We start from the raw sequence: 17,546 nt of genomic DNA, 5'->3' as shown, positions 1-17,546 counted from the left end.
ATCGTGCTGCAACCATATCAATGAGACCATGGAGCCTCGATGCGCCTGCACCCCGAGATAGCCGGTGTCCTGGACGGTGTCCCGCCCTTCGACCCGCTGGCCGACCCGCCAGCCACCCGGGCGTACCTGCGGTCGCTGCTGGCCGCGAAGCCCCCGGCGGACGACCCGCGCATCGCCGTGCGCCACACCGTGATTCCGGGCCCGGCAGGCGACCTCACCGTCCGCATCTACCGCCCGACCGGGGCGAGGGGCGCGTGCCCCGGCGTCCTCTACTTCCACGGCGGCGCCTTCATCGCCGGCGACCTCGACACCGGCGACGGCAACTGCCGCGACCTCTGCCTGGCGGCCGGGGCCGTGGTCGTCTCCGTCGACTACCGGCTGGCCCCGGAACACCCGTACCCCGCCGCCTTCGACGACTGCTACGCGGCCCTGTGCTGGACCGCCGACAACGCCGCTCGCCTGGACGTTGACCCCACCCGCCTCGCCGTCGCCGGCCGCTCCGCCGGCGGCGCCCTTGCGGCGGCCCTCGCCCTCGCCGCCCGCGACCGAGGCGGCCCGACCCTCGCGTTCCAGCTCCTGCTCGTCCCGGCCCTGGACGACCGCTGCGCCCTCCCGTCCATCGACGAGTGCGCTGACAACCGGATCGTCGACGGCCGCGTCGTACGCGGCATGTGGAAGCCCTACCTGGCCTCCACCGAAGCCGACCCCTACGCCGCCCCCGCCCGCGCCGAGGACCTCAGCGCCCTGCCACCTGCCTACCTGGAGATCTGCCAGGCCGACGCCCTCCGCGACGAGGCCCTCAGCTACGCGAACCGCCTGATCGCGGCCGGCGTCCACACCGAACTCCACGTGGTCCCCGGCGCCTTCCACCTCTTCGAGGGCTACGCCCCGACCAGCCGCCTGGCCCGCCGCGCCACAGCCACGTGGACGTCGGCGGTAGCGGCAGCGCTGACCTGAACCATCGACGCCGGCTGCCCCGCACGCACGCACGACCTGGCCCGAGCACGGCCGCACGTGGCCACCGCGGCCCTCGCCCAGGCGCCGGGGCCCGGCGGAAGCAGCACGACTTCGTCGAACGGCGGGCGGCCCCGGGCAGGCAGGGCGGTGCGACCAGGGCCTGCGGCGACCCGACGATGGCCTCCCCGGTCGCCGCCGCCGCATTCGACATGGCCGACCGCTTCTCCCTGGGCCCCGTGGCGGCGCCGGGTGAAGGCCGGATACCGGCGAAGGGGATGAGGAGCAGGGGAGCCGGCGCGCGGACGGGATCCCGGCAACCTGATGCTGCGCGCCGACGTGGCGGGTCATCCGCTGCCCGGCGGCCCGGCGGCCCGGCGGCCCCGCTGCGCGGTGCGACGGCCTCGTCGCCCTGCTGGCGGCCTCGCAGATCTCCCTGCGCGAGCACGTCGTGGCCTGTGAACTACCCCGCGCACTGGACGAGTTCGCAGCCGATGCGGGGCTGCGGCACGACATCGGACGCTGGACGCTCCAGCTCGAACGCATCGTGGCGGGCAGCCTGCGCCGGCATCAGCAGACGCACCGCTACCACGATGTCGAGCTGTGGCGCCCGTCCTCCTGAGGCTCCCGGGCCTCCGATCCTCGCCGGCCGGAGCCCAGTGGCCGCGCCGCGCCGCGGACTTGTCCATTACCGAAGTGGTCGAGCCCGCACGCGGAATGCCTCGACGTACCTGCGGGGGTCACGGCGCAGGTCGCTCTCCCAGCGCGCCGTGCACTGCTCGGCGAACGTCCGCCCGGTGGCGAGGACTTCGTCGAGCGGGTCGAGGTAGTCCAGCACCCGCCGGGGCTCAAGTCCGGCCTGAACGCGGGCGGTCAGGCCGGCGCGGGCGAGGCGGAGCAGCTCGGTGGCGAGGTCGCTGACGCGGTCGCCGCCGAGCGTGGTGCGCAGGCCCTGGCTCGGCAGGGCGTCGAGGGCGCCGCGACGCTCACGCAGGGTGTAGCGGCCGAGCAGGTCCCAGGCGGCTTCGCGTGACGGGGGGTGGTAGCTGAGGCCCACCCACAGCGCCGGGATCGAGGGAATGTGCTCGTAGGGCGGCCCGTCGGCGCTGCGCAGTTCGAGGGTCCGGCGCACCCGGACGTCCGTCCAGATCTGCGACATGTGGGAGGCCCAGTGGTCGAACGTCGCCATCGTGCCGTCGTCGAAACCCTGTTCCAGGAGCGCGGCGAACGGCCGGTCGGGGGCGGGCCGGTAGCGTCCGTCCGCGGTCCGGTAGTAGATCATGGGGATCCGCAGGGCCCAGTCGATGACGTCGTCGGCGCCGACGTCGGGCCGCAGCGCGGGTGGCAGGATGCCGCAGCGGCGCGGGTCCATCCGCAGCCAGGCGCGCGAGCGGTGCGACAGCAGTCCGTTCGCACGTCCGCCCTGTAGCGGTGAGTTGACGAGCAGTGCGGCGACGACCGGGGAGGCGGCCACCTGCATCCGCAGCTTCTGGGTGAAGTCCTCGGGGGAGAGGTAGTCCAGGTGCACCTGGGTGGAGAGGGACATCGACATGATCTCCGTGCCCCGGCTGCCGGCTTCGCCGATGCGGGCGAAGAAGTCCCGCATGATGGCGCCGCGGGTCATCGGGACCCAGGAGACGGTGTCCAGGCGGTCGAAGGGGAGGGCGGAGCCCGGCAGCAGGGCCAGGCCGAAGCGGCCCACGAGTTCGGCCAGGCGCTGCAAGGCGGCGCCCGCGTCGTCCACGGCGAGGGCCAGACCGTCGGCGGGCGCGGACGAGTACTCGAGCTGGCCGCCGTGTTCGAGGGTGATCTGGCTCCCGTCCGCCAGCAGGACGCCGGTCAGCCGGCCGGCGTCCTGCTGGCGCTCGCCGCCCCACTCGGCGAGCACCGCCTCCAGGACGGCCAGCACGCCGTTCTCGCCCAGGTAAGGGGCGGCGCGCCCGGTCTGCGGGTCGACCAGGCCACTCTCGATCTCCAGCCCGACCCGCTCGCGGGCCCCGGCGCGCGGGACGAATAGCGACCGCAGGTCCTCGCGCTCCAGCCGGGAGGCCCCGCTCGCGCGGCTCCCGTTCACGCGGCTCCCGTTCGCGCGGCTCCCGTTCACGCGGCTCCCGTTCACGCGGCTCCCACCCGCGCGGCGACCTCGGCGTGCCGGCTGCGGTCGAGCAGCAGGCCGACCGCGCCGAGGGCGGACTGGGCGGCGCCCTGGCACCACGCGTGCGCCCCGGAGAGGTGCTCGCCGGCGAAGAAGATCCGCGGGTCGCCGACCGGGTGCGGGGAGCCGAGCACGGTCAGGTAGCGGGTGTGCTCGCCGGGCGGCAGGTGCGCGAAGGCGCCGCCGCCCATGCCGACCTGTTCGTCCCAGTTCCAGTGCACGATGTCGTCCACGTCGTCGCCGATGCCGGGGTGGAGCTGTTCCAGGCAGGCCAGCACCAGCCGGTCGCGGTCGGCCGGCGGCAGCGCGGCGGCGCGGCGGGCGTTGGCCCCCCAGAGGTAGGCGCCGAGCAGCACCGACGGCTCCTCGGACCGCCGCGGGTCCTGGGCGACCCACCGGAGGGTGGCGCTGCCGTCGGCCCCGTCCCGGACGGGACGGGCGTTGTCCGACGGGTACCAGCACTGCTGGATCGGCAGGTCGGTGAAGCTGCCGCCGCCGAAGATCCCGTCCTGCGACTCCCACCTGCGGCGCGTCAGGTGCAGCAGCGACTTTGAGCTGCTGGCGTAGCTGATGCCGCGAACGGCGTGGCGCTGGGGGTGGGGCAGACCGGGCAGGAAGGTGATCTGGTCCAGCGCGGGCGCCGGCACGCAGCAGACCACGAAGTCGACCTGCTCGGTGGTCGGATGGTCCATCCGCCTGCCCCGGACCAGCACTCCCTCGCCGGTCAGCACGAGTTCGCTGATGTTCGTGGAGAGTTGCAGGGTCCTGGGCCGCAGCGCGCGGACGAAGGCGCGGGTCAGGGAGTCCATCCCGTCGACCAGCTCCAGCTGGCCGGCGTGGAACAGGCCGAAGTAGTCGACCAGGACCTCCAGCAGGGAGGACTGCTCGTAGTGGGCCAAGCCGCTGGCATGGCCCACCAGGTCCCAGGCGTCCTGCGACAGGTTCTCGTGGACGAACTGCCACAGCGACACCGAGATCAGCCGGTCGAGCGCCGGGTCGTCCCAATGGCCCTCCAGCACGCGGCGCTTCTGCCCGGTGGTCAGCGTCTCCCACACCGCGCCCAGGAGGCGGTCCAGCAGCCGGGTCGGAGCCTGTTTCTCCGCGTCCCGAAGCGCGAACTCCGGGAACAGCGCATGCACGTCCCGGGCTCGCACCCGGTGGCCGCGCAGGTGGTAGTAGGCACTCGGATTGGCGTTGACGAACGGCCGGGTCCGCAGGCCGAACCGGGAGACGTAGTGCAGGACGCAGTGGTGGTTGCCCGGGATGCGCATGGCGCCCAGGTCCGCGTGCGTGCCGTCCCAGAAGCGGTGGGTCCGCACCCGCCCGCCCGGCTGGCGCGAGCGCTCGTACAGGACCACCTGGAAGCCGCAGCGCTGGAGCTCGTACGCGCAGACGAGGCCCGCGACACCGGCCCCGATCACGGCGACCCGTCCGGAGGAGCCGCCGACCCGGTTCACCAGGGCGGGCGGAAAGGCAAAGCTCTCGTCGAACATCTGCGCCCTTCCCGTCGGCTCGGTGCTGGGTCACGGCTCAGCCTGGACCAGCCCGCTGCCGCGAGCCAGCGGACCGCACCCGTCCGGAGAACGGCACGGCGTCGGGCGGTCCCACCGGGCGGCCTGCGGCGCGGCGGCAGCCCTTGAGCGGCTGGTGCGTGTACGACGGGGGCGAGCGCCGCACGCGACCTGCCTGCACCGGGCGCGACCCGTCGAAGACCGGAGAGGTTCCTCCATGCCCGTACCGTCCACGATCGACCATGGCGCCAAGGGGTACAGCGTTCCCCATGCCTACTGGCTGGCCAGGGCCTGTGACCTGGCCTACAAGGACCGGGCCACCATCGAGGAGCAGGCGGCGTCCTGGGGCTTCGGCCAGGTACGCCACCACGAGACCCGCTTCACGCCGCCGTTCCCGTTGCAGGACACCCAGGCGTACACCATGGCCGGCGACCGCATGATCATCACCGCGTTCCGCGGCACCCAGCCGGCGGAGATCCGCGACTGGCTCTCGGACGCCGAGACGCCGCCGTGGCCCGGCCCGGCGAAGACCGGATACGTGCACTACGGCTTCGCCGAAGCACTGGAGTCGATCTTCCCGTCCGTCCGGGACGCCCTGGCGGAGCTGCGCACCGAAGGGCAGAGCGTGTGGTTCACCGGCCACAGCCTCGGCGGCGCGCTGGCCATGCTCGCCGGCGCCCGGATGTCCCTGGAGGAGCCCCGCCTGCAGGCGGACGGCGTCTACACCTTCGGCCAGCCCCGCACCTGCGACCGGATCCTCGCCGCCGCCTTCAACAAGGGCTTCAAGGACCGCATGTACCGCTTCGTCAACAACAACGACATCGTGCCGCAGCTGCCACCCGAGCCCGTCTACACCCACGTGGACAACCTGCGCTACATCGACTCGGCCGGCCGGATCCACGACTCCATGACCCTGCAGGCCGGCCTGGCGGACCGGGCCAAGGGCCTGACCGCGGACGCCTTCGCCCCCGCCAGCGCCGGCATCCGCGACCACTTCATGCACAACTACCTCGCCGCGCTGGAGAAGAACCTCCCCTGACCGACACCCCCCACTGCCCCCCACCGCCCTCGGCCGCGCGAAACCTCGGTCCCCGGGTGCTGCGAGGACGACAGGCCCGGCCTGGCCGCGGACCTGGTCGGACCTGCCCGTCGTCCCGCGTCTGGGCATCGGCACTGCCGCCTCAGCCGCGCCGGGTGACAATATCGGTCACGTCGATTGGAACAACCATGCGGCCGTCACCGGCGACGGAGGCGGCAGGGCCTTCCAGGGTGGCTCGCAGTTCTCCGCCGAGGGCGCCGTGGGCTGCTGCGGCTGACAGCCGCTCCGGCCCCCGGCCGGGGCAGAGTCCACGTTGAGCTCCTCGCGCCACCGCAAGCAGCTCCTGCCCGTCTAGAACGCCCTTGGTCGTCCGCTTAGGTGAATTCTCGTCCGCAGCCCCCTCTTCGGTAAAGCGGGGAGCCTTGTGGCGGGCCCCTGCGACGCGGGCAACGCCAATTGGCGTTCGTACGCGCGCCCTGCGCCAGGAGCAACAGCCACGTTCGACAGGGAAAGCTCCGTGAAGGGCGGTCCAGATGCCTGCATCAACAGCGACCAGCAAGGAAGAACAAACCTCCAGTCGGGCTTGCAACGGGGGCGACGCTCAGCGATGGCTACTGCAACCTGATGCGGCGGTGTCGGGTCCAGCGGACTGCATACAGCGTTTGGGGCGGTGCGCTCAGTTCTGGGTCGCCGCGCCGGAATGCCCGCCCTGGGGGGACCAGTGAGCATCACTGAATGTAGTCGAGTTCGCGGCTAGGGACTGATCTGAATTCAGATCATGATTGGGCCGGTTCGGGTTCCTCGGCGGGGTGGCGGCTGGTAGAACGAGTGCATGACGCGCGGGAATCTGACGGACAGTGAGTGGGAGTTGGTCGAGCCGTTTCCTGCCGATGGCGGCGACGGGGCCGATCCCGGACCTGCGGCGGCAGTTCGATGCGATCATGTGGCGGTTCCGGGTGAGCATTCCCTGGCGGGACGTCCCCGAGCGGTACGGCAACTGGTCGACGTCATCCTCGTCGGGATACCGATTCCGGGCACGCGCCGCACATGACCGGCCGGCGGCGCTTCGGCCGTTCCGGCGGCGGCCGCACCGCGCTGGACGACGACCGGGTCGGGCGGCTGGTGCTCCGGCGTGATCGCGCCGGGCGGCACGCGGGGCTGAAGTGCCCGGGGCCGGGGGTGATCAGTGTCGCCGTCCGGGGCGCGGGTGTGCGGTGTGCGGTTCACCGGGAAGGATGTGGCCGTGGTAGGGCGGGTCGGCGACCGCTTCGGGGAAATCTCGCCGTAGGCTGTGGCATTGTGCATGAACAGTCGAAGAAGCGTGAGGCCGCGATGCGGCTCAGGCTTCGTGGGACATTCGATGCCGATGCCGGCGCCTACCATCGCGGACGCCCCGGTTATCCGGCGCGGGTCTATGAGATTCTCTCTGAACGTTGCGGCTTGGGGCCGGGCTGTCACGTACTGGAAGTCGGACCGGGAACCGGCCAGGCGACTGGGGAGCTCTTGGCCCGGGGCGCCCGAATCCACGCGGTGGAATTCGGTGAACAAATGGCCCGTCAGCTGCGAGGGGCTTTCCATGGGAAGCCGTTGAGCATTGCCGAGGGCGACTTCGACCTTGTGCCGATTCAGCCCGCCACCTATGACCTCGCCGTGGCGGCAACGTCCCTGCACTGGCTCGATCCCTGTACTGCGGTACCCAAGATCGCGGATGCGCTCAAGCCGGAGGGCTGGCTGGCCGCCTGGTGGACGGCCTTCGGCGATCCCGAGCGCCCGACGGCATTTCGTGCCCACGTGGAACGCATCCATGCCCGGCACCTGCCGGAGAAGGAACGCGGGACCGGTCACCTTCCCTATGCCCTGCGTATCCAGGACCGCGTCGCGGACCTTCGCGCCGCCGACAGATTCGGCCCCGTGGAGGTGACGACCCTCAGGTGGGAGGCGGTGTTCAACCCCGCACAGATTCGCCGGTTGTTCGCGACCTTCTCCCACCTCCTCGATCTGCCGCCCCATCGACGGGAGATGGTCCTGGACAAGATCGCACAGGCTGCGGAGAGCCTCGGCGAACCTGTCGTCGAGCCCTGCGTCACGACTCTCTTCTTGACCCGTCGGACCGTTTAGCTCGGTTGGGGAGTGCCATCCTCGACCCTGCTGAACCCACCCTGCTGAACCCACCCTGCTGAACCCACCCTGCTGAACCCACCCTGCTGAACCCGCACACCCCGCACTGCGGCCGGCATGCTGCCTCGGCGGCATGCCCGTCCCGCACACCCAGGACGCCCACGCCCTGACGGGTCGCCATACCGGATGTGCTGCGAGGGCTGGCCGCCGCGGAGGACTACCCGGAGGCTCGCCAGTGGGGCGACCGCCTGTTCGACCTGGTCTTCCACAGTCGCTCCGGCAGCTACCTGCTCCCGGCCGCGCCGGTGGTGCCGCTCTTGGTGCGGCTCAGCTGCTCGGAACGGGCGGGGGTGCAGGCGGTGGCTCTGGGGTTCCTGGTGCACCTGGGCACCAGCGAGAGGTCCCGGGCGGAGCGCTGTTCGGCGGGCGAGGACCTCGAACGGCGTGTCTCGGCCGCGGTCCAGGCGGGCATGCCCACGTACTACGCGCAGTTGGAGGCGCACGACGCGTGGGTGCGTTCGGCGGCGTTCGTGCTGATCACCGTCCTGGAGCACGCGGCCTTGCTGCGGTTCACCCTCGCCGCCGTCAGCGCCGGCCTGACACTGCCGTGGAGCTCCGGCGTCGTCGAGGGCCACGTCGACCGAATCAACATGATCAACGCCAGATGTACGGCCGGGCCGGTTTTGGGTCTGTTGCGGAAACGGGTCCTGCTGGCGTCCTGACCACCTTCCGGGTCGATGGTGGCGCTGTCAGGAGTCTCGTGCAGGCTGATCGGACGACGTCCGGAGCAGGTCGGCGGGGATCCGGTCGACGGCGATGGCGATGGCTTCGGCGGCTGTGGCGGCATGGTGGAGGTCGGGGCCGTTCCACCACTCTCTGATGGTGTAGTCGCCGGTTCCCCAGGGTGAGCCGATCGAGACGAAGGACGGGGTGGAGTACGGGACGTCGGGCTTCTCGGCGAAACCCAGTGCCCAGTGGCTGGTGTAGGGGTAGAGCCTGCGGAGCTTCGGTTCGGCATGGGCGGACTCGATGAGGGCCTGGTACTGCGGCCAGTCGGCGCGATCGGCGTCCTTCAGCAGCCACTGCCACTCCGAGGCGATGACGTCGGCGGGGTTGTTGTCGGGGACCTCGAAACGGCCGGTCAGAAGGTCGAAGGTCGCGGTCCTCCTGATCTCGTCGAGGCCGGCCCCCTCGGCCCAGCCGCGGATCACTTGGGGAAGCTCGCGTATGTCCTTGGTGCTGCCGCAGATCATGAGCCTGTTGTTGGACGAGCCCCAGAAGGTCCAGTTCCGCTCGTGATGCCATGCCGCGACGTAGGACGAGTGGCGATGCGGTACGACACTGGTGATCGTGGCATGACGCAGCGGATCGGACGGGGTGACGGCCAGGGGAAGGGACATGCCTTGGGCCGCGGCTTCGCTTCGGAGTGCTGCAGCGAGGCTGCCGTGGGCGGCCACATCCGGGTAGAGGACGGCTGGGTCCGGTTCGCGACTCATGATGTTCCGATCCTCATGCCGGTGTGGTGCGCGGGGTCGGCCATCAGAGGTGGCCAGAGGGGGAGGCGGAAGGCGGGATCTGCCAGTCACCGTCTGCCCCGCACCGCCCCCGCGCGATTCGCCGAGGTGGTGCTCAGCGCGTGGGTTCGTCGCCGAGGCCGTGGACGGTGGTCAGTTGCGTCAGACCGGAGATGGCGAGCAGGGGTGCCAGGAGCGGGCCGGTGATCAGGTGGATCTGGTGCGCACGGGCGAACAGGACGGTCAGGCCGGCGCTGTCCAGGTACTCGACCGCACGGAGGTCGACGACGAGCGGGGTGGCGGCTGCGACCTGCTCGTCGATGGCGGCGGCAAGTGTGTCGACGTTGCTCATGTCGATCTCGCCGACGGCGCGCAGCACGGTCGAGCCGTCGGGGTCACGGCCGGGGGTCAGGGTGAGTGCGGTGGTCATCAGGAGATCCTCGTGTGCATGTCGACGACGGTGCCGGCGATGCCGGGGGTGATGGTGACCTGCTGCATCAGGGCGTTCATCAGGGCAACGCCGCGGCCGCGGTGGGCGTTGGCTTCGGGCTGGGGCACTTTCCAGGTGCCGGTGTCGGCGACGGTCAGCCGCAGATCGGCGGCGGTGGCGGCGGCGCGCAGGTGGATCCGGGCGCCGGGAGCATGGCGGTGGCCGTGCTCGATGGCGTTGGCGCAGGCCTCGCCGGCCGCGACCAGGACGTTCTGCACGGTGTGGGTGGGCAGCCCGCACTGGTCCAGCCAGGTCCGCAGCGCCTTGCGCACGGGGGCGAGTTGCCCGGACTCGGCCGGGAAGGAGACGTCCAGGGGGGCCGGGTGCCGGTACAGCAGCAGAGCGACGTCGTCGTCGAATCCGCCGGCGGGGGCGAGGGTGCTCATGATGGCGGTGGCGAGGTCCTCCACCGGGGTGGCACGCCCCTCCTGGACGGCGGTGCTCGCCTGATCGATGCCCTCGTTCAGGGGGCGGCGGCGCCGCTCCACCAGGCCGTCGGTGTAGAGCAGCAGGGTGGAGCGGGGCGGCATGGCGCAGTGGGCCTCGGGCCGGTTCTGGCCGACCCTGACGGCCAGCGGAAGGGCCCGGCCGTCCTGCAGGAGCCGGGTGGTGCCGTCGGGGTGGGCGAGGATGCCGGGCGGGTGGCCGGCGCTGGAGTAGACCAGGTGGCCGGTCGCGGGGTCGAGGATGCCGCAGAAGATGGTGGTGCAGATGGCGCCGGGGACGTCGGCGGCGAAGCGGTCCAGGGCGGTGAGGGTCCGTGCGGGTGAGGGGTCCTGGAGCAGCAGGGCGCGGCAGGCGCTGCGGAGTTGGCCCATGACGGTGGCGGCCTTCAGGCCGCGGCCGACGCAGTCGCCGACCACGATGCCGATGCGGCCCCCCGGAAGGGCGACGGTGTCGTACCAGTCGCCGCCGACCTCCAGCGGGCGGGCGGCCGGCTCGTAGCGTACGGCGAAGCCCTGGGGCAGGAGGGAGGGGCCGAGGATCGAGCGTTGCAGGGCGATCGCGGTCTCACGCTGCTGGTCGATCTGGTGGGCCCGGGTGAGTCCCTGAGCGAGCCGTCCGGCCAGCAGGGAGAGCAGCAGCAGGTCCTGCTCGGTGAAGGACCGCCGTTCGCCCTGATCGATCCACAGCACCAGCGGCCCCTGCGGGTGTTCGAGGACGATTCCGGCGCCGCCCGCCGGGCCGGCGCTCGGGGCGAGCGGGGGTTGCTCGCGCAGTGCGGCCAGGGTGTCGCGGCGTGCCGCCGACAGGTCGCGCCATGCCAGTTGCGGGTCGGTCGCGGTCAGGACCGGCTCGCCGCCCTCGGGGAAGACCGCGGCGAGGACCTCGTCGGCCTGCCACACGTGCCGCAGTTCGGCCAGGGCCGCGTCGAGGGCGTCGGGCAGGTTGGCGGCTTCCGCCAGTCGCGTGCTGAGTGCGGCGAGGGCCAGCTCCCGCCGGGTCGCCTGGCGCTCGGAGGTGACGTCGCGGAAGGTTCCGACGATGACGCGGCGGCTCGTGTCGGGGTCCTGGACCTGGTTGAAGGCGGCCGTCACCCACAGCCGACGGCCGTCGCGGTGGGTGACGGGGATGGTGCAGCTGCCGCGTTCCTGGCCGACGAGTCGGGCGAACGCGTCCTCCACCTGCCGATGGCCCTCGGGGTCGACGCCGGGGTCGGGCCACCAGGGGTGGCGCCGGCGGTAGGGCAGCCCCTGGGGTCCGTAACCGAGGATGTCGGTGAACGCGGAGTTGATCTCGATGACGTCGCCCTGCTCGTCGCAGACGAAGAACGCCTCCTGCAGGGAGTCGACCAGGGCCGTGCGCCAGCGCGCGTGGCGGTTGCGCAGCCTGGCCATGTCGATGTTGGTGCGCACCCGGGCCAGCAGTTCCGCGGCGCTGAACGGCTTGACGAGGTAGTCGTCGGCGCCGGCGTCGAGGCCCTCGATGGAGGACTCCTGGCCGGCGCGGGCAGACAGCAGCAGGACGGGCACGGCCGCGGTGCGGGTGTCCGCGCGCAGGGCCGCGACCAGTTGCAGGCCGTCCAGCCGGGGCATCATGACGTCGCTGATCAGGAGGTCGGGCGCCCGGGTGCGGATGGCCTCCAGGGCGGCCTGGCCGTCCGGGACGGGCTCGACGTGGTAGCCGGCGCCCCGCAGGAGGCGGCCGAGGTACTCGCGCATGTCGGCGTTGTCGTCGGCCACCAGCACGCGCGCGGGGGCGGCCGGTTCGGACGGCTGTCCGCCCGGTGCGTCGGTCGTGCCCTCGGTGGCGCCGGCAGAATCGTCCCCCGGCAGCCAGCGCAGAGCCTCGGCGATGTACGGGGCGGCGGCCGACCCCTCGGAGCGCCCGGCCGGGACGAGCGCGTCGGCGGGCAGGTGGGCGTGGCCCAGCGCCAGACGGATGGTGAAGGCCGTGCCCTGTCCCTCCGTGCTGCGGGCGGTGATCGTCCCGCCGTGCAGCTCGACGAGTTCCTGCACCAGGGCCAGCCCGATGCCGCTGCCCTCGTTGGAGCGCGAGCGCGCGTTCTCGATGCGGTGGAAGCGCTCGAACAGGCGCGGCATCTCGCCTTCGGACACTCCGATGCCGGTGTCGGCGATCGTGACGACCGCGTGCTCCCCCTCGCGGCGCAGGGCGACGCGGATCGAGCCTTCGAAGGTGAACTTGAGGGCGTTGCTGAGCAGGTTGAGGACGATCTTCTCCCACATACCCCGGTCGATGTGCACCGGCTCGGCCAGGGGCGGGCAGTCCACCTCGAAGGCCAGGCCGGCCCTGGTGACGGCGGAGCGGAAGACGCTGGCCAGCTCGGCGGTCACCGCGGCCAGGTCGACGGGCTCGAAGGCGGCCTGCATCCGGCCGGCCTCGATGCGGGAGAAGTCCAGCAGCGTGTTGACGAGCTTGCCCAGGCGCAGGCCGTTGCGGTGCATCGCGTCCAACTCGGCCCGCAGCTGCGGGTCGACCGGGGAGAGCCGGCCACGCAGTTCCTCCAGCGGACCCATCATCAGGGTCAGCGGCGTGCGGAACTCATGGCTGATGTTGGAGAAGAACGCGGTCTTGGCCCGGTCGAGCTCGGCGAGTTCGTCGGCACGCTTCTGCTGGGCCTGGTAGCTGCGGGCGCTGCCGATACCGGCCGCGACGTGCCCGGCGGCGAGTTCGAGGAATCCGCGGTACCCCTCGTCCAGCGCCCGGTAACGGTTGAGTGCGGCCACCAGGAAGCCGTACGGCGCGCCGCCCTGCTGCAGCAAGGGCAGGACAAGCGCCTGGGTGGGCGCCTCCGTCCAGCCGCCGGTGGGCAGGTCGGCGAACGCGGGGCCGCCGAGCGTCAGCAGGACCGGCTCTCCGCGGCGTACCGCCGCCAAGGGCCACAGCGTCGCCGGGCCGTCGGCCGGCAGGACCGCAGGGGCGATGGTGTGGCCCGCTGGGATTCCCGTCGTACTGGAGAGGCGGGCGGAGCCGTCGCCCTGGGACAGGTAGGTCAGGGTGAAGGGAAGGTCGTACGGGTTGCGGTCCAGCTGCCGGGCGGTGAAGGCGAGCATCTGCTGCTCGGTGCGAACGACGCTGGGGTCGGACCCGAGGTCGCGCAGGGTCGCCATGCGCCGCTCGCCGATGACCCGTTCGGTGTCCTCGCTGACCACGCACAGCATGCCGACCACGCGGTCGTCGTCGTTGCGCAGCGGACTGTAGGAGAACGTGTGGTAGCTCTCCTCCGGATATCCCGAGCGTTCCAGGAACAGCCGCAGTGCCTCGTCCCAGGTCGCCTGTCCCGTGGTCAGAACGGTGTCGATGCGCGGACCGATGTCGCTCCAGATCTCCGCCCACACCTGGCTGGCCGGCCGGCCCAGCGCCCAGGGGTACTTGTGGCCCAGGGTGTCGCGCCGGTAGGCGCTGTTGCAGAAGAACGTCAGCTCCTCTCCCCAGGCCATCCACATCGGGAACCGGGAGGAGAGCAGGATGCTGACCGCCGTGCGCAGGCTCTGCGGCCAGCCGGACGGGACGCCCAGCGCGGTCGCGGCCCAGTCCACCCTGGCGAGATCACGGCCGACCTCGTGGTCACCGTCGAACACATCGACCCCGGCCACCGCCGGTGCTCGGTGCTCCGCGCCCTCAGGCTGCCCCATCCGATCCCGTCCTCTCCCTCGAGCGGCCACTGCCCATCGGCACCTGAAGCACACCCGTTCGAACTCTACGGTGCCGACGTCGGACGCACCGCGATCCCTGTGACGCACGGACCCCGCCGGCTGCGGCCGACGGGGCGCCCCTCACTCGGCGGTGATGACGAGCACTGCCTGGTCGTCGTCCTCGGCTGCGGTGTCGCTGAAGGCCCGCATCGCCGAGACCAGGCTCTCCAGGACGACGTCGGCGCCGGCGCCGGGAGGGGCGGCGGCCACCGCGGCGGCGAGGCGTTGCTCGCCGAAGAGCACCCCGTGCTCGGAGCGGGCCTCGGTGATCCCGTCGGTGACCGTCACGAGGCTCTCGCCCGGCTGCAGGCGCAACTGCGCGGCCTGGAGCCGCAGGCCGGCATCGACTCCGAGGAGCATCCCCTCGCTCTGGACCTCCTCGACCCGGGCGCCGGTGCGCAGATGGAGCGGGGCGACGTGACCGGCACGGACGAGGCTGACGGCGAGGCCGTCGCCGGCCGGCCGCAGCTCGCCGTAGACCAGGGTCACGAAGCCGGTGCCATGGCTGCGGGGGCGCTCCAGGAGGGCGGTGTTCACCGCGGACACCACAGCGGGCGGGTCCGGCACGAGGCGGGCGACGGCACGGGCGGTGTTGCGAACCAGCGCGGTCGTGGTGGCGGCCAGCGCCCCGCGCCCGCAGACGTCGCCGATCATGAAGGCCCACCGGCCGTCGGCGATCGGGAAGACGTCGTAGAAGTCCCCGCCCACGTCGAGGCCCTCGCCGGCGGGACGGTAGTGGGTGGCGATCCGGGCGCCCGGCACGTCCGGCGGGTCGGGCAGCAGGAGTCCGGCCTGCAGGTCGCGCGAGAGCTGCACCCGGGCGGTGTACTGGCGGGCGTTGCGGGCTGCCAGGGAGGCGCGGCGGGTGAGCTCCTCGGCGAGGGCCACCGTGTGTCCGTCGAGGGTGTAGTGATTGTTCGTCAGCAGGGTGAGGGCGCCGAAGGGGCGCCCGCGGTCCAGCAGCGGGACGCACAGGTAGCCAGTGACCGCGAGATCGCTCCAGGGACCAGGGCCGGTCGGCGGACGGCGGGCGACCTCGGTGGTGCCCGAGGCCAGGACCCGCGCCACGGTGTTCTCGGCGTCGTACACGGGCGTGTGCGAGGCCAGGACCCGCTCGCCGGCTGCGTCCACGCCGGCGGTGGCGATCCGCCGCAGCCGCCCCTGGTCGACCACGTCGATCGCGCAGAGCGGGGCGAGCACCGGGACGCACAGGCGCGCCAGCCGCTGCAGGCTCTGGGTGAAGTCGAGGTCCTGGGACACGGCGGTGCCGGCGTCGAGCAGGAAGGCGAGACCGTCGCGGGCCGCCTTCTCGCTGGCTTCCGCCGCCGAGCGGGCCACCTCGGCGCGATGGCGCTCCACGGCCAGAGCCGCGGTGCCCGCGAACACGGCGCTCAGCGCCAGGTCCGCCTCCTGAGGAGCCCGCGGCGAGCGGTGGTACATGGCGAAGGTGCCGAGCAGTTCGCCGTCGCGCCCCATGATCGGGGTCGACCAGCAGGCCGCGAGGCAGGCCTTGGCCGCCAGGTCCCGGAAGTCGTCCCAGAACGGGTGGGTGGCGATGTCGGTCACGATGACCGGCTCGCGCCGGTGCGCGGCCGTTCCGCACGACCCGACGCCCTCACCGGTGGCGATCCCGTCGATGGCCTCGTTGTAGAAGGCCGGCAGGCTGGGCGCGGCACCGTGCCGCAGGCGGCGGCCGTCCGGATCCGCGAGGAGCACGGAGACCAGGACACCCGGCGTCGACTCCTCGATCGCCCGGGCCATGCCGTCCAGGACCTGCTCCACCGGAGCGTCCCGGGCGATCTGCTCCAGCAGGGCCCGGTGCTCGGCGGCCAGCCGCTGCGCGTGCTTGACCTGGGTGATGTCCACACCGACGACGGTGACTCCGACGACGTTGCCGCCACTGTCGCGGCGCGGCTCGTAGGTGAAGTCGAAATACCGTTCCCGGACTTCTCCTTCGGGGCCCAGGAGGATGCGGGCATCGCGCTCGGTATGGGCCCTGCCGGTGCGGTAGACGGAGTTGAGCAAGGCGATCAAGCCCTGGTCGGCGAGCTCCGGCACCAGGTCAGCGATGGCGATGCCGGTGCGGCGGCGCGCGTCGCCCCCGATCGCGTCGAAGAAGGCGGCATTCGCGCTCTCCAGCACGTGGGCCGGACCGGCGAGGGAGGCGAAGGCGGCAATCGACTCGCCGAACAGCCCTCGGAGATCCCGCTGCCCTCCCGCAGGACCCCCGCGGTGGTGGACCGCCGAACGATGGGGTGCCTCGTCGCTCGCGGTCATCGCCACTGCCCTTCCTCGGTCAGCTCCGACGGCACGGCGGCGCCGGCCTCGTCCGACCCGTCCCCGGCCTGCGCGGCGACGTCCTTCAGCGCGGCGGCGACGGTGTCATGGCAGGTGAAGAGCGAGCTCAGGCCGGTGATCTCGAACATCCGGCCCAAGTTCGCGGGAATCTCGGCGATGCGGAACGACCCGCCGGCCCCCTGGACCGCCGTATAGCACCGGATCAGGGCCGAGACGCCGGTGGAGTCGCAGTAGTCCAGCGCGGCGCAGTCGGCGATGAGCACGTTGACCGGGCCGTCCTCCTGCACCGCGGCAAGGGCCTCGTCGACCTGCACGACACTGTGGTAGTCCAACTCGCCCTCCAGCGCCAGCACGACGACGCCCAGCCCGACCCTGCCCATGTGCGCGTTGAACACCGACACTCTCCTTCTCGTTCCGTGACCGGCCGCGCGGGCGGCCTGCACTCATCGTAGAAGCACCGGAGGCGCCGGCGGAGACGAGCAGGGATTTCAGGACCAGGTCTGCTCGTTGAGGCGTGGTCGCGCCAGTCCGAAGGCTGCCAGGTCCGCCGGAGGAGGTCGGGATCGAGCCTCACGTCCGGCACCTTGAGGAGGGCAAGCTCCTCCGCGCTGCCCCAGTGGCACTCGCAGTTGGCCTCCTCGGGGTGAGCGGTCACCCCGCGGAAGACTGCGAGGCCCTCCATGGCCGCGTCGAGGCGAGCCTTCGCACGTAGAGCGTGCATGTCGGTCATCGGCGTCTGCCTTCGAGGATTCCGCAGGAGCGCACCCGGCGAAGATCCCCACGCTACCGGCCACCGGACCGGTGCGATCCAGCGGGGACGCCCTCTTCTGCAGTCGGCTCACCGCCGCTGCTTGCGGCAGACAGTGTCAGTCAGTGGTGGCGCGTCGGGGGCCTCGGCCCGCGGGGCCGGCTGTGTCTGCCGTCAGGCCCCGGACGAGGAGATCACGGTCAGGCTGATCGAACGGCCCAGACGGAAGCGCGAATCCCGCAGGCCGACGCTCCGTGCCAGCAGCTGGTGGCGACTGCCGGGCGGCACGTCGAGGACCAGCGGGGCGCTGCCGATCCCGCCCCACCAGGAGAGTCGCACCAGGTGGGTCCCGGGCGCGACCGGGAATTCCACCCGTGTTCCGACGCGGATCCTGCCCGCGACCGCGCCGTCGATCAGCACCCTGAGGGCGGACATCGATCCTTCCAGCTGCTCCACCATGCGGTAGAGGCTGATGATCCCGTAGGTGGACACGAGCCGACTCCTCGCTGCGGACCTCTTCCCCGGCGACATACCGGGCATGACTTTATCCGCCCTGCCGCGC

General features: G+C 72.1%; 14 protein-coding genes. 6 read left to right on the top strand and 8 right to left on the bottom strand.

From position 1 onward, the window contains the following. Positions 1-39: 39 nt before the first annotated feature. Positions 40-957, top strand: a complete 918-nt coding sequence (locus tag OG294_RS00225; protein ID WP_327064292.1) for an alpha/beta hydrolase — start codon at positions 40-42, stop codon at positions 955-957. 448 nt (positions 958-1,405) lie between these two features. Next, positions 1,406-1,576: a hypothetical protein gene (locus OG294_RS00220; protein ID WP_327064291.1), complete on the top strand. Its 171-nt coding sequence runs from the start codon at positions 1,406-1,408 to the stop codon at positions 1,574-1,576. 66 nt (positions 1,577-1,642) lie between these two features. On the opposite strand, the gene OG294_RS00215 is transcribed toward OG294_RS00220, so the two are convergent. Further along, positions 1,643-3,028: a glutamate-cysteine ligase family protein gene (locus tag OG294_RS00215; protein WP_327064290.1), complete on the bottom strand. Its 1,386-nt coding sequence runs from the start codon at positions 3,026-3,028 to the stop codon at positions 1,643-1,645. Positions 3,029-3,069: 41 nt separating this feature from the next. Beyond that, positions 3,070-4,602 carry a flavin monoamine oxidase family protein gene (locus OG294_RS00210; RefSeq protein WP_327064289.1) on the bottom strand — a complete coding sequence of 511 codons (1,533 nt, stop codon included), beginning with the start codon at positions 4,600-4,602 and terminating at the stop codon, positions 3,070-3,072. A gap of 235 nt (positions 4,603-4,837) precedes the next feature. On the opposite strand from OG294_RS00210, the gene OG294_RS00205 reads away from it, so the two are divergent. The 4 genes from OG294_RS00205 to OG294_RS00195 all read left to right on the top strand — a co-directional run bounded on the left by OG294_RS00205 (position 4,838) and on the right by OG294_RS00195 (position 8,499). After that, the gene (locus OG294_RS00205; RefSeq protein ID WP_327064288.1) at positions 4,838-5,659 is read left to right on the top strand and encodes a lipase family protein; all 822 of its coding nucleotides are present in this window, start codon (positions 4,838-4,840) and stop codon (positions 5,657-5,659) included. Positions 5,660-6,549: 890 nt separating this feature from the next. Then, complete coding sequence (locus OG294_RS40965; protein WP_442789090.1) at positions 6,550-6,795, top strand: transposase; 246 nt, start codon at positions 6,550-6,552, stop codon at positions 6,793-6,795. Between the two features lie 163 nt (positions 6,796-6,958). After that, entirely contained in the window at positions 6,959-7,777 is an 819-nt protein-coding gene (locus tag OG294_RS00200; RefSeq protein WP_327064287.1) for a class I SAM-dependent methyltransferase, read from the top strand. Between the two features lie 188 nt (positions 7,778-7,965). Then, entirely contained in the window at positions 7,966-8,499 is a 534-nt protein-coding gene (locus OG294_RS00195; protein WP_327064286.1) for a hypothetical protein, read from the top strand. Positions 8,500-8,526: 27 nt separating this feature from the next. Here OG294_RS00195 and OG294_RS00190 read toward each other — a convergent pair whose 3' ends face one another. The 6 genes from OG294_RS00190 to OG294_RS00160 form a co-directional block, all read right to left on the bottom strand. Then, positions 8,527-9,273, bottom strand: coding sequence for a DUF6193 family natural product biosynthesis protein (locus OG294_RS00190; protein ID WP_327064285.1), 747 nt, complete (start codon positions 9,271-9,273; stop codon positions 8,527-8,529). 133 nt (positions 9,274-9,406) lie between these two features. Beyond that, positions 9,407-9,721, bottom strand: coding sequence for an STAS domain-containing protein (locus OG294_RS00185; protein ID WP_327064284.1), 315 nt, complete (start codon positions 9,719-9,721; stop codon positions 9,407-9,409). Beyond that, entirely contained in the window at positions 9,721-13,878 is a 4,158-nt protein-coding gene (locus OG294_RS00180; RefSeq protein ID WP_327064283.1) for a SpoIIE family protein phosphatase, read from the bottom strand. The genes OG294_RS00185 and OG294_RS00180 overlap by 1 nt, the downstream gene beginning before the upstream one ends. Before the next feature lie 141 nt (positions 13,879-14,019). After that, positions 14,020-16,215, bottom strand: a complete 2,196-nt coding sequence (locus OG294_RS00175; protein ID WP_327064282.1) for a GAF domain-containing SpoIIE family protein phosphatase — start codon at positions 16,213-16,215, stop codon at positions 14,020-14,022. After that, entirely contained in the window at positions 16,212-16,631 is a 420-nt protein-coding gene (locus OG294_RS00170) for an STAS domain-containing protein (protein WP_327064281.1), read from the bottom strand. Before OG294_RS00170 ends, OG294_RS00175 begins: the two co-directional genes overlap by 4 nt. Positions 16,632-17,158: 527 nt before the next feature. Continuing rightward, entirely contained in the window at positions 17,159-17,476 is a 318-nt protein-coding gene (locus OG294_RS00160; RefSeq protein WP_327064280.1) for a hypothetical protein, read from the bottom strand. Positions 17,477-17,546: the final 70 nt, after the last annotated feature.

Source organism: Kitasatospora sp. NBC_01302 (genome assembly GCF_035976515.1).
GTDB lineage: Bacteria > Actinomycetota > Actinomycetes > Streptomycetales > Streptomycetaceae > Kitasatospora.
The sequence above is the reverse complement of the archived record's forward strand: the minus strand, read 5'-3'. Positions and strand labels throughout refer to the sequence as shown.